Source organism: Bacillus sp. JK62, assembly GCF_053663455.1.
In genome coordinates this window covers 78,772-91,968 of record NZ_JBSJQA010000002.1, presented here as the reverse complement: position 1 = coordinate 91,968, position 13,197 = coordinate 78,772, and the positions used below count along the sequence as shown (strand labels likewise).

The following is a 13,197-nucleotide window of genomic DNA, read 5'->3' as shown; positions in this document are numbered from 1 at the left end:
ATGCAGGATATAGTGGTATATACCCAATTCTTAAAATGATAAACATATATGAAAGGTCTGTATGTATACTATTTCTCCGTTTATCGGTAAATCCCTTTTGCAGCACGCGCAAAAAAGCAGTGAGAGCCCCACTGCTTTTTTGTTACGCTATGACGTTTTCATAGGCTCTCATATATTTTTGAATGTCTCCGGCGCCCATGAAGATCAGCACTGCGCCTTCATGCGCTTTCAACACGGATGTGTCATTTTCTTCAATGAGTTCTGCGTTATCGATTTTTTCCTGAAGATCCGTGATCGTGAGCTTGCCGACGTTCTCGCGGGCAGAGCCGAAAATGTCGCACAGATACACGCGGTCGGCCGCGCTTAAGCTTTCTGCGAATTCATCCAGGAATGATTGCGTCCGTGTAAACGTATGCGGCTGAAATACCGCGATGATTTCACGTTCGGGATATTTTTGGCGCGCCGCCTCAATCGTGACTTTGATTTCAGTCGGATGGTGGGCGTAGTCGTCGATCAGTACCTGGCTGCCGATCACTTTTTCATTGAATCTGCGTTTGACGCCGCCGAATGATTCAAGTCCGAGCTTAATCATGTTCACGTCTATCTCTTCATAGTGGCAGAGCGCAATGACCGCTAAGGAATTGAGGACATTGTGATGGCCGTATGCCGGGATGTAGAACGTATCGTAAAACGTATTGCGGACAAAGACGTCAAATGTCGTGCCTTCCGTATTTTTTACGATGTTTCTCGCTTGAAAATCGTTTTCTTCTCCCGTGCCGTAATAAACGACTGGCACATTGGCGTGAATTTTCGGCAGGTACTCGTCATCACCGCAGGCAATGATGCCTTTGTTGACTTGAAGCGCCATGTTTTGGAAAGCATCAAACACATCGTCAATGTTGGCGAAATAATCAGGGTGGTCAAAATCAATATTCGTCATAATCGCATAATCAGGCTGATAGCTTAAGAAATGACGGCGGTACTCGCAAGCTTCAAATACAAAGTATTCGCTGCTTTCATTTCCTCTGCCCGTCCCGTCCCCGATAAGAAACGAAGTCGGCTTCGCCTGCTGCATCACGTGTGCCAAGAGGCCCGTTGTGGACGTCTTGCCGTGTGCGCCCGTTACCGCGACACTTGTGTATTTTTTCATATATTCAGCTAAAAATTTATGATATCTGATGACAGGAATCCCTTCATCGAGCGCCTTTGCGATTTCCGGATGAGAATCAGGAAATGCGTTTCCGGCGATTACCGTTAAGCCGGGTTTGATGTTATCGGCGCTGAACGGATAGATCGGGATATTTCTTTTTTCAAGGGCAGCCTGAGTGAAAATCTGCTTCTCGATATCCGATCCCTGCACCTGATACCCTGTATCATGCAGGATTTGAGCAAGCGGGCTCATACCTGTCCCTTTTATTCCAACAAAATGATAAACAGTCATAATCGTACCTCCAACAAACGTCTATCTGTTCCCCAGTATATGACGCTCATTTCATTTTGCGACCGCAGCGGGCGAAAAGCCCGCACAGCGGCGCTTCCATTTATTTTTACGTTATCGTCAGTATCTGTAACTTTCTTTTTGATTAAACCTGCCGCATGATATTTCAGCGCGTGACAGTGATGCAGTTTTGATGGTCCATCCACTATCATACCATGTTTGTGAGAAAAATGAACGATATTCTTATTCTTGAGAAATGTCAGCGGCCGTAATCAGCACTTCACGCGGTTTGCTGCCCTTCGCTTCTGAGATCATGCCTTCGGCTTCCATCATGTCAATCAGCCTCGCGGCGCGGTTATAACCGATTCTGAACCTTCTTTGAAGGCTTGAGGTGCTGGCGCTGTTTTGCTCCACGACGAATTGGCACGCCTCAGGAAACAGTTCGTCTTCTTCCTTAAGGGCGGTTCCCTGCCTGATCAGTTCTTCCTGTTCAAACAAATAAGAAGGCGGCAGCTGCTTTCTGACATGAGAGACGACGCGGTCAATCTCTCTGTCGGATACAAAGTTGCCCTGCAGGCGCACCGGTTTTCCGGTACCGTTTTCCCAGTACAGCATGTCGCCTTTTCCGAGCAGCTTTTCCGCTCCCGCCATGTCGATGATCGTTCTGGAATCTACCTGGCTTGAGACGGAGAATGCAATCCTCGTCGGTATGTTCGCCTTGATCATTCCGGTAATGACATCGACAGACGGACGCTGTGTCGCGACAAGCAGATGAATGCCGCAGGCTCTCGCTTTCTGCGCGATTCTGGCAATGCTTTCTTCCACATCGTTCGGCGCGACCATCATTAAATCGGCAAGCTCATCAATGACCACTACGAGGTACGGGAGCTTTTCGCCTGTCTTATGATCGGCCGTTAATTCATTAAAGCGGCCGATATCTCTCACACCCGAATGGGCAAACAGTTCATACCGCCGTTCCATCTCTTCCACAACCCATTTTAACGCGGCGGTCGCGGCTTTGGCGTCCGTGATGACGGGGCTGACCAAATGCGGAATTTGGTTATAAGGCGCAAGCTCGACCATTTTCGGATCAATCAGAAGCATTTTGACATCACTCGGATCCGCCTTATAAAGCAGACTGACCAAAATGGTATTGATGCAGACGCTTTTTCCCGATCCTGTCGCACCCGCTATCAACCCGTGCGGCATCTTTTTCAAATCAATGACGACCGGGTTTCCGGAAATATCGACACCGAGCGCGGCTGTAAGCGGAGACGGATTCGTCCTGAAAGCGGCGCTTCTGATCATCTGCCTTAAATCGACGACTTTGCTTACGCGGTTCGGAACTTCAATGCCGATCGTGTTTTTACCGGGGATCGGCGCCTCAATCCGAATATCCTTGGCAGACAGGCTCAGTTTAATATCATCTGCTAAGTTTGTAATTTTGTTTACTTTCACTCCGGGCTCAGGATGCACTTCAAAACGTGTGACGGACGGGCCTTGTGTGACATGAACGACTTGGGCGCGCACATTAAAGTTTTTCAGCGTAACGTTTAGAAGCTCGCGCTGTTCTTCAATCCACGATTGGTCGTCATGTCTTTGCGCCGGCGGTACGTCCAGAAGCGACAGATTCGGAAAGACATAGCTCGCTCCGCCCTCTGGCGTCTTCGTCTGCTTGTGTTTATCGCTTTTAAGCATCATGACGTTAAACGGAACATTGCGCTCTTTCGGCCGCTCCGCTTTTCTCACAGTCTGAGGCTGTCCGGGATGCTCCGTTTTTTCCTCGGCAGGCCGGGACGGGGCATCAGCCGTCTCAATGCTTACAGGTTCAGGCGCGGGGTCTGAATGCCGGTCTGCTTCATTGTACTCAGGCTGAGAGTCTGCTTCCTGTTTCGCGTCGGTTTCAGCTGATTCGGGCTTGTCTTCAGACTGCGGCTGAACTTCCTCATCGTATCCGGGTTCTGTGTATGTATACACCGGTTCTTCTGCGGTTTCAAAAGGCGGTGCTTTTTCCGGCTCAGGCTCCTGATATTCCTCTGTGTTTTCAGCCGTTCGGGATGCTTCATACTCAGGCTCTTTAATAGGCTGCGGTCGGGTTTGTTCATGCTCTTGTTCTTCTGTAAAGCCGGCAGGCTCCGCGCTTTCGGTGTGCTCCCGCTCTTCAGCCTGCTGTGGTTCTGGTGCTGCAAACACTTGCTCTTTTGCATTCTCAGCCTCGGTGTGAAGCTCCTCTTTTTTAACGGCCTGGATTTCTTCCGTTTCTTGTTTCGCAAACGGGTCTGGCCGGTCATTCGTCTGTTTTGTTATGCCGGATGTTGTGAAGACGGGCTCTTTTTCCGTTTCCTGACCGGATTTTGGCGGAACAAATTGCTCCTCTGACAGCAATGTTACGTTCTCTTCACGCCGCTTTTCGGAAATAGGCGCTTTTTTTATGCTGTGCTGAGATTGAAAGCCGTAAACCGGTGAAGGAATGGATGACGGTTTAAAGGGCTTTTTCACGGCATCAGGCTCTTTATGTGTATGCTGTTTCCGCTCGGTTTGCTCCTTCCCGGCGGCATAACCCCGGGACGGCTGGCGGCGTTCGTGCCTTTCCCGCTGTCTTTGGTTTTGCTCCGTTCGCTTATAGCCGTCCGGAACGACCGGGAAGCGGAAATTCCCTTTCGGATATTCGTAATATATTTTAGGATCTTCCATGCGCGTTAATTTGCCTTCTGGCTGATCCGGTATGTGCTGTTTCGGGATTTGGGCATGCGTGTTCGGTTCACGTTCATGCTCTTCTTCTTTTTCACCTAAAAATAAGTCAAAAAATTTATTCAGCCAACTCATGTTTAATCACTCTCTAACTCCCTTTTTAGTAGTCTGGGACGATATTTAGTATACCATTGCCGGGCGGCTCAGAAAAGATTAAGCTCCCAACTGAAGAAAGCCGTTAAGCAGGCCTGCTTAACGGCTTTCTCTCACATCATTCGATTCTGTGCGCTTATTTATGGGAGTTAGAATTGAAATGCTTCGCCGGCCTCGCGGCTGTCTTCAAGAACAAGAATCCCTTTTTCCGCCGGCGCATCCGGCAAAGCGAGTTCTTTCGCGGAGCAGATCATGCCGCTTGACGGAACGCCTCTTAATTCAGCGTCTTTAATCACAAGTCCGCTCGGCATTACCGCGCCGACTTTAGCGACGACGACTTTTTGCCCTTTGTCCACGTTCGGCGCGCCGCAAACGATTTGAAGGGTTTCCTCTCCGACATTCACTTGGCAGATATTCAGTTTATCCGCATTCGGATGTTTTTCTTTCGATTCAACGTGACCGACAACAAATTTCGGAGAAAGGTCAACCGTCAGCGTTTCTGAAACGCCGTTTCTGTTCAGTATTTCATTCACATCCTGAACGAATGTCTCAGACAAAGCGACGGGGCCGTTGTCCTCAATCTGTAAGTAAGAAGACACGTTAAAAATGTTAAAGCCCGTCGTTTCTTTTGTTTCTTTGTTAAAGATTCTGACGACATCGCCTTCTCTTTCATAGCCGATTTCTTCGCGTGCTGCATCTTTAAGAGAGATCAGAAGCGTATCTCCCACACCTTCTTTATTGTAAAAAGCGTTCATAAGAAAAATCCTTTCTAATCCTTTTTCGGCCGGCTTTTCGCCATGATAAACACAGGTTCCAGTCTGCCTTCATTATACAGAAATGAAAGGGCCGTAATCGGCACTGTGCCGCTTGCAAAGAAGCTCATGGACATTTGCCCTAAAATATCATACCCCGATTCATTTCGAATGTCAGCAAGTATTAATACATCTTGATGCGGGACGGAAATCGCCAATTCGCCTTCGGCGGCCTGCTTGTATTCATGAAGAATTGAATCATTGAGAATCCGGCTGGCGTCATAGCCGTCATTCGCCCTGAAAAAATAAAAATAATTGTCCGCAACCGTATCCTGTTTCACGACCGAAGGAAGAGAGCGGAGATTGAATGACGCCGTCTCCCTGATGCGTTCTTTTGTCCAGCTTTCTTTCTCGAGCATACGGCTGTCTATTAAGCGGTACGTCTTGCCGAGGTCAAGCGCGTAGTAGATTCTCGTTTCGGCCGTATGGTCATCATACACGAGCGGAATGCCGTCGCTCGTTTGATCGGGAAATGACGTAGAGCGGATGACCGGATAGATTCCGGCTTCCTTTCCGGACATCTCCTGTCCGCTGCCTTCCATCGCCTCCATCGCTTCTGACACATAGTAGACGATTTCGTCGATCGCTTCTTCTTTTTTTGTCTCCCATTTCGCAATGATCGGCGGGAGCTCCAATGTGATGCCTTTTTTGGTCGTTTGATCCTCAACACGGAGGGTGTCTTTTTCTCTGTCAAAAAAGAAGGATCGGTTCTCGTGCTGCAGGCGCTGTTTTAATAAATCCGCCAGCTTCCTTGACGTCATTTTCAAAGCCCGTGGCCTCCTTTATGCTTTAGCAAGGGAATCGGTTAAAAATTGCTCAATTTCTTCTTTTGTTTTACGGTCTTTGCTGACGAAGCGGTTCACTTCTTTTCCTCCGTTAAACACAACAAAGCTCGGAATGCCGTAAATTTCCCATTCCGCGCATGTATCAATAAATTGATCGCGGTCTACGTAGTAATAAGTGAATTCAGGAAAGTCCGCTTCCAGCTCAGGGAGAAACGGCTCCACAAAGCGGCAGTCCGGGCACCAATCCGCTGAAAACATAAATACCGCCCAATCGTCTTGTACCGCTTTTTGCAATTCTTCCGTGCTTTCAATCTTTTTCATTGTCATTCCTCCATCTGGATTATGAGTTTTTTATATGCTGATGTTTGTCCAATTGGATCATACCAGACTGTTTACGGCAAAACCAACTATATGCAATATCATTATCATATTTCATTTGCATTATCAAGCAAGTTTCGTTTACCATTTTGCTTGTAGCCGTACGAAATTCTGAATATGTACATAAGGAGGGGCAAAAGGTGCAGTTTGTCGTGTATTTAGCCGGTGAAATCCACAGTGATTGGCGGGATGAAATCAAACAAAAAGCAAAAGCGCTGAACCTGCCGATTACGTTTGTCGGTCCGATGGAAAACCATGAACGCTCAGACAATATCGGAGAAGAGATTATGGGCGTGCAGCCCGATTCTGTTTTAAAAGACGCCAGAGCTTCTGATATCAACAATTTCCGTACAGAGGTGCTGATGGAAAAAGCCGATTTTGTGATCGCCCTGTTTGGCGAGAAATATAAACAGTGGAATACCGCGATGGATGCTTCTTATGCCGTCGCAAAAGGAAAGCCGCTCATTCTCATCCGCCCGAAAGAACTTCATCATCCGCTGAAAGAGCTTTCCGGAAAAGCGAATATCACGGTCGAAACCGTAAATCAAGCGATGAAAGCACTCTCTTATTTATTTGAAACAAAATAAGCAGGCCGCCTTTATGCGGTCCTGCTTACCTATTTACAATAGAATGGTATCAAATCTTACTTTTCAGACTTTTTTCTCGAATCCAAAAGAATTTGTCCGCAATAAATTATTCCCACAGCCCTCTTTTTCTTCACTTCATTCATGAATTATTTTACTCAACCTCAAACTAACTATATATTGTTTTCTTTATATGTAAGGAAGGAGAGCGAAATCTGCGCAATAACGGATACATATGCTGCTCGTTGAAATTGATTAAAACCAAAAAGTGGGATACTGCCGATTATTTCGCAAGTTATTAATAATAACTGCTGCCGCAACAATAATTACAGATCCCACAAAAACCGGAAAAGCTAAATAGCTCCAAGCATACGCCCCTTGAATAACTACAATAGGGTCCGCTCCAGCAGGTGGATGAGTAGTCTTTGTAACCGCCATAAAAAATATAGCTAGCCCCACTCCTAAAGCCAATGTCCAGGGATGAGAACCAAGAAGATTATATATAACAAGTCCAGTCAATGTCGAGATGAAGTGTCCGCCAATAATATTTCTAGGTTGTGATAAAGGGGCATTCCACGCTCCGAAAGCCAGTACACAACTTGCCCCAAAAGGCGCCATCAGCCACAGAGATCCAGTTTTATAGGTTATCAATGACAAGATTAAAATTGTTATAAAACCACCTAATAAGCCTGTTGAAGCATCTTTAACATTTACTTTTAAAGGACTTTTTCCTCCTCCTTTCATTTTTTTGAAATAATAGCCTTTTTTACTTTGTGGATTTTCTGCTGTTTGCTCAATCTTCAATATAACCCCTCCTTTTCACTAAGTTTAAAACAATTAAAATAACCTGTCAATTTAATTTTAAAGGGTTATAAATCTGAAATTACAATCCTTCTCTCTTTCAAAGATTGTTCTTCTATTCAAAAATGATCTTTTAAGAACGCTTGAAATATCATTTTCCTGTTTGTTACTTTAACCTTTTTTTATAATTCAACTGGGTTTTAGCTGCAAATTGGTTGTTTTATGAGCGACATTTTAATTTTCCGTAAAAGCCGTTAAGTTACTTATTGATTGTTTTTTCTAAAAAAGACAAACAACCTTACTCAAAAGAATATTGAAATAAGGCTGTTCATTAACTTTTTATTTATATGTGATTATTCAAAATTAAAGTAAAGTGCAAGATGATTTCGACAATACAATAAAGAAAATTTGTTCTATGTTTTTTTAAGATGACGGGAAACCTTTTCTCTGTTACCACATATCTTCATTGAACACCATTTTCTCCTTCCAGTGTTATCAATGAATAATAAAACACATTCCTCATTAGCACATCGCTTAATTAAATTAATCTTTTTTGTATATATTAGCGATAAGCCATCATAAGCAATGAGCGAAATAATTGCATCATCAATATTTCCAATTGGAATACGAGCAAGTTTAGTATCGAGAATCTTATATGTAAATGGAGCCAATTCAATCTTTTTTTCTAAAAAAGTGATAAAAGATTCTCCAGGTTCTTCACCATCTGCAATTTTCTCAAAATTTTCTCTTAGTGTTGATCGTAACTCAAGTATTTTTTCAACCATCACAGTAGTCAGTTCATCTTGTGCTTTTTTTAATGTTAATTGATTGAAAAAAGGGGTTACTTTACTCATTAACCTTAACCATTCTAAAAGATCCTCTTTTGACTTTAACAAATTATGACGTTTACCATAACTGACCACCTCAGTATTAACCAGATCAAGAGGAAGATTGTTAGAGATGAGAGGAAATTTTATGTTTGTCTTTTTTGTCATAATCATACCTCCTTGCAGAACAAATAAAAAATGCAAATGTCACTCGACTTTGTGAAATCGCTGCTCATCTCAATGCTTGCAGCATGTTTTTGATTTAAAAACGTTTATCATTGCAATAAAGATTCGTGGTTGTTTATTTGGATTGGAACCATTTTGATAATAATATTGAAAAATAATATGTGTTACCTAATTCTATTTTCAATACGCTTTAATGAACTGTCTCGATCACGCGGCTTAAAACAGAATGTAAAAACAGCAGTCAATAAGTATTCAAAGGGACTTATTGACTGCTTATTTTTTTACACATTTTCTCTGATCGTTTCGACCGTCTGTTTGTCACTCGCCATGACCAGCTTAATGAGCATTTCTTTCGCCGCGGCATAATCATCGACATGGATGATAGCGGCATTTGTATGAATGTATCTTGAACAAATGCCGATGACGGCAGACGGAACCCCGCTGTTTGATATGTGGACCCGTCCGGCGTCCGTTCCCCCGCCTGAAGCGAAATATTGATAAGGGATATTGTGCGTTTCCGCCATATCAAGGACGAACTCTCTCATCCCGCGGTGCATGACCGTCGTTCTGTCGAGAATGCGGAGCAGCACCCCCTCGCCGAGACGGCCGAACAGCTCCTTATCGCCGCTCATATCATTTGCCGGGCTGGCATCAAGCGCGAAGAAGAGATCAGGCTGAATCATGTTGGCCGCTGTCTGCGCCCCTCTCAAGCCGACTTCCTCCTGAACGGTGGCCCCGGCGTACAGATTGTTCGGCAGGTCTTTTCCGTGCAGCTCTTTTAATAGTTCAATGCTTAACCCGCAGCCATAGCGGTTATCCCACGCTTTGGACAATATTTTCTTCTCGTTGGCCATCGGGGTGAACGGGCAGACCGGCACGACCTGCTGTCCCGGTCTGATCCCCATTTTGACCGCGTCCTCTCTGTCATCGGCACCGATATCAATCATCATATTTTTGATCTCCATCGGCTTTGCGCGCTGGGCATCCGTTAAAATGTGGGGCGGGATGCTTGAGATGACGCCGATAATCGGTCCGTTATCCGTCTGCACCTCGACGCGCTGGGCAAGCAGCACCTGGCTCCACCAGCCGCCGAGCGTCTGAAATCTCAGCATGCCGTTATCCGTAATCTGTGTTACCATAAACCCGACTTCGTCCATATGCCCGGCTACCATAACGGTCGGCGCATCTTCAGCGCCGCGCCTTACTCCGAAAACACTTCCGAGTCTGTCCTGCACGATGTCATCCGCATATTTCGCAAGCTCCCGTTTCATAAAGGAGCGGACCTGATGTTCATTTCCCGGTGCGCCGGGAAGCTGCGTCAGCGTCCGGAAAAGCGTTTTCGTTTCCTCATTCATATTTTCCCCTCATTTCTATGTAATGCTTTTATTTTATTAGAAAAACAACCGTTTTCCAAGCGCTCAGATTGAATGGGCTGTAAAACCGCCGCTTTACTTAACACCGTCTGGCATCTTCTGTATAATAAAAACTACGACATAATTGGAGGTGCTTCATATTGAAATTACGTCATTTTCTCTTAGGTGCAGGAGTCGGATTATGCGCTGCCATCGCAGTGAAAAAGTATGCGATGAAACCTTATATCTCTTCAGAAAAAGCGCTCCGTATCGTGAAAGCGGCTTTTAAACAGCGCGGGCCGATAGACGGATCATGGATTTACACAGAGCCCGAGCCCTACCAGGTAAACGGAGAAACCATCCAGGTATACAAAACCGGCGTGACACGTTCGGCATTCGGCGAACTGGAGCAATATGAAGTTATGGTCAATGCAAAAACAGGCCAGATTGTCGATGTCATTGATTCTGTCGCCTCATAATTCGGACAAGCAAAAAATAAAGCCCAAAACCATCAGCGTTTTGGGCTTTATTCGGTTACATCGGCCGAATTCGTTTATATACGGGGTTCCACATCGCGTCCTGCACCGCTTGGATCAGATCCTCGGGTTCCGTTTCCGCTACACCGTCCTGAATCGCAGCTTTAGCTACGGCTACCGCCACTGTTGCCGATACCGTCCTGAGATCCTCCACTTTCGGAAGCATCGGCGCTCCCGGCTTGCCGACGTCCACCATACCGGCGATGGCATTCGCGCAGGCAACGAACATATTGTCCGTAATGAGCCTTGCTTTTGTCACAATCGTGCCGAGCCCGAGTCCCGGGAATACGAGCGCGTTGTTCGCCTGTCCGATATGGTAGGTAACGCCGTTATACGCAACAGGCGGAAACGGACTTCCCGTTGTGACAAGCGCGCGGCCTTCCGTCCATTTAATTAAATCTTCAGGTTTTGCTTCTGATAATGTCGTCGGATTTGACATCGGCAAAATAGCCGGCCGTTTGACATGTGAGGCCATTTCTTTGACGATTTCTTCCGTAAATGCGCCTGAGACGGTGGATGTGCCGATCAGGATCGTCGGCTTGGCCTGTCGCACCGTCTCCGCCAGATCAATTGATCCGCCTTCACCGCTGCGGCCGTACTCTTTCACTTCATCAGCAGGGCGGGCGTACGGAACCTGAAAATCACGCAAGTCCTTCATATCATCCGTTAACAATCCGTTTCTGTCGATACACCAAAAGCGGCTGTATGATTCTTCTTCGCTTAATCCGTCATGCACCATAGCTTCGCGCAGCTGCTCAGCAATTCCGATACCGGCCGTTCCCGCGCCGAAGACGACGACTTTATGCTCTTTTAAAGGCACTTTTGATGCTTTCGCACACGCTAAAACAGCTGCAAGCGACACCGCGCCCGTTCCTTGAATGTCATCGTTAAACGTACAGACTTTATCTTTATACCGTTTTAATATGCCGCGGGCGTTAGCCGTACCGAAATCCTCCCAATGAAGCAGCGCATTCGGGAATGTTTCCCGGGCAAGCGAGACATACTCATCAATAAAGCGGTCATATTTCTCGCCGCGCACTCTTGAATGCTGGTTTCCGACGTACAGCGGGTCATTTAAGAGGCTTTCTTGATTTGTCCCGGCATCTAATACGACCGCAAGCACTCGTGACGGATCAATTCCGGCCGCCGCCGTATACACCGCGAGTTTTCCGACAGAAATGGCGATGCCGCCGACGCCCCAGTCACCGATTCCCAGAATACCCTCCGCATCTGTGGCAACGATTAAGTCAATGTTTTCATTTTTTCCGAACTGCTGAAATGCGGCGCGCATTCCTTCAGGGTCATCTATTGACAAATACAGACCGCGGGGTTTTCTGTACTCGTGGCTGTAACGCTGGATCGCGGTGCCGACGGTCGGCGTATATACGATCGGCAGCATTTCGCCTAAATGATCATTTAACAGCCTGTAAAATAATGTTTCATTCCGATCATGGAGAGCGGTCAAGTAGACATTTTTGCTCAGCTCATCAGGCTGCGAACTGAATTGTTCGTAGGCCCGCCTCGCCTGCTCTTCGATTGTCAATACTTTCGGCGGCAGAAATCCCTCGAGCCCGAGTTCCTTTCTTTCCTCCTGTGTAAAGGCCACCCCTTTATTTAAAAAAGGCGTAGAAAGCACTTCTAATCCGCGCAGAGTTGTTTTGATTTCTCCATCTTTCGTCACTTGAAATTGATTCACCTGTCTCTTCCTTTCAAAGCAATTTGTCTTAGGTTTGCTTTTATTCCCGAAATTCATACAGGTAAATCATCGATCCGCCTATTTTTTCTCCCGTCTGACAGATGCAGCCACTTGGCCGTCTTCTCCCCATTTTACCGCTCTGTAAATCGCGTCGTGATAGAAAATCAGCCAGGCGTCTTTTTCTGCCGCGAACGTCTGCCATTTCTGCTTTTGCGGAATGGAGGTCATCGGATAATCATCATAGGCCAGCACCCATAACGGATTTTTATGCGCATTCGTCGGCATCAGGTCGGCAAAATGCACAGCAGTCTCCCCGCCGTCTTCTAAGACGATGACGCTGTGGCCGTCGCTGTGGCCGCCGGTGTGGTGCATCGTAATGCCTTCTGTCAGCTGATACTTGTTCTCAAAGGTTTCGACCTGATCTTGTACCGCCTCCCAATTTTCTCTCCAATATGTATTTTTCGATCTGATATTAGGGTTTCTCATTTCGCGCCACTCTGTTGCAGAAGTGATAATGCGGGCATTCGGGAAAACAGAGACAAGCTCCTCTCCGCTGTATTCCGTCAAGCCGCATGCATGGTCAAAATGAAGATGGGTCATCGCCGCAATATGAATGTCCTCACAGGAAAGCCCGAGTTCACGAAGAGAGTGTTTTAAATTGGATTCCTGTGTTACACCGTAATTCCTTTTTTGTTTATCAGAAAATTTCCCTCTGCCGATACCCGCGTCAACCAATAGATTCAGGCCGTTTTTTCTGATCAGAATCGGGTCTGTTCTTAATTCAATCTGGTTTTTGTCATTTACGGGGTATTTTCTCGACCATAAAGGCTTCGGGACAACGCCGAACATCGCTCCGCCGTCCATATGCGTTACACCGCCGTCCAGCCATGTTAATGAAATATTCCCAATATTCAATGTCTCCATCTTGATCCCTCCTGATGTAATGGTAGCAAATGGC

The 13,197-nt window shown here is 46.2% G+C and carries 12 protein-coding genes; 2 read left to right on the top strand and 10 right to left on the bottom strand.

All coding sequences use genetic code 11. The annotated features are described in order from the left end of the window. Window positions 1–142: 142 nt before the first annotated feature. From murC to ACWJJ4_RS05570, 5 genes are all read right to left on the bottom strand, one after another. Window positions 143–1,441, bottom strand: a complete 1,299-nt coding sequence (murC, locus tag ACWJJ4_RS05590) for a UDP-N-acetylmuramate--L-alanine ligase (protein WP_003152377.1) — start codon at window positions 1,439–1,441, stop codon at window positions 143–145. Between the two features lie 240 nt (window positions 1,442–1,681). After that, on the bottom strand, window positions 1,682–4,264 hold the full coding sequence (locus ACWJJ4_RS05585) for a DNA translocase FtsK (protein ID WP_454021497.1): 2,583 nt from the start codon (window positions 4,262–4,264) through the stop codon (window positions 1,682–1,684). A gap of 167 nt (window positions 4,265–4,431) precedes the next feature. Then, window positions 4,432–5,037 (bottom strand): YtpR family tRNA-binding protein, encoded by a 606-nt coding sequence (ytpR, locus tag ACWJJ4_RS05580; RefSeq protein WP_003152375.1) that lies wholly within the window; start codon window positions 5,035–5,037, stop codon window positions 4,432–4,434. Window positions 5,038–5,051: 14 nt separating this feature from the next. Further along, the gene (locus tag ACWJJ4_RS05575) at window positions 5,052–5,861 is read right to left on the bottom strand and encodes a DUF1444 domain-containing protein (RefSeq protein WP_014305597.1); all 810 of its coding nucleotides are present in this window, start codon (window positions 5,859–5,861) and stop codon (window positions 5,052–5,054) included. Between the two features lie 15 nt (window positions 5,862–5,876). Then, the gene (locus ACWJJ4_RS05570) at window positions 5,877–6,200 is read right to left on the bottom strand and encodes a thioredoxin family protein (protein ID WP_003152373.1); all 324 of its coding nucleotides are present in this window, start codon (window positions 6,198–6,200) and stop codon (window positions 5,877–5,879) included. A gap of 197 nt (window positions 6,201–6,397) precedes the next feature. Here ACWJJ4_RS05570 and ACWJJ4_RS05565 point away from each other — a divergent pair, with 197 nt between their 5' ends. Continuing rightward, window positions 6,398–6,844, top strand: a complete 447-nt coding sequence (locus ACWJJ4_RS05565) for a YtoQ family protein (RefSeq protein WP_025649736.1) — start codon at window positions 6,398–6,400, stop codon at window positions 6,842–6,844. A 252-nt stretch (window positions 6,845–7,096) separates the two neighbouring features. Here ACWJJ4_RS05565 and ACWJJ4_RS05560 read toward each other — a convergent pair whose 3' ends face one another. From ACWJJ4_RS05560 to ACWJJ4_RS05550, 3 genes are all read right to left on the bottom strand, one after another. Further along, the gene (locus ACWJJ4_RS05560; RefSeq protein WP_026092269.1) at window positions 7,097–7,585 is read right to left on the bottom strand and encodes an HPP family protein; all 489 of its coding nucleotides are present in this window, start codon (window positions 7,583–7,585) and stop codon (window positions 7,097–7,099) included. A 470-nt stretch (window positions 7,586–8,055) separates the two neighbouring features. Next, entirely contained in the window at window positions 8,056–8,637 is a 582-nt protein-coding gene (locus tag ACWJJ4_RS05555; protein WP_102422696.1) for a CGNR zinc finger domain-containing protein, read from the bottom strand. Window positions 8,638–8,936: 299 nt separating this feature from the next. After that, on the bottom strand, window positions 8,937–10,010 hold the full coding sequence (locus ACWJJ4_RS05550) for a M42 family metallopeptidase (RefSeq protein WP_003152370.1): 1,074 nt from the start codon (window positions 10,008–10,010) through the stop codon (window positions 8,937–8,939). Between the two features lie 158 nt (window positions 10,011–10,168). On the opposite strand from ACWJJ4_RS05550, the gene ACWJJ4_RS05545 reads away from it, so the two are divergent. Further along, a complete protein-coding gene (locus ACWJJ4_RS05545) occupies window positions 10,169–10,486 on the top strand; it encodes a PepSY domain-containing protein (protein WP_003152366.1) in 318 nt (105 codons plus the stop codon). 55 nt (window positions 10,487–10,541) lie between these two features. On the opposite strand, the gene ACWJJ4_RS05540 is transcribed toward ACWJJ4_RS05545, so the two are convergent. Both ACWJJ4_RS05540 and ACWJJ4_RS05535 read right to left on the bottom strand, forming a co-directional pair. After that, entirely contained in the window at window positions 10,542–12,239 is a 1,698-nt protein-coding gene (locus ACWJJ4_RS05540) for an NAD-dependent malic enzyme (RefSeq protein ID WP_024085698.1), read from the bottom strand. A gap of 78 nt (window positions 12,240–12,317) precedes the next feature. Further along, window positions 12,318–13,163 (bottom strand): YtnP family quorum-quenching lactonase, encoded by an 846-nt coding sequence (locus tag ACWJJ4_RS05535; protein ID WP_454021496.1) that lies wholly within the window; start codon window positions 13,161–13,163, stop codon window positions 12,318–12,320. Window positions 13,164–13,197 lie beyond the last annotated feature (34 nt).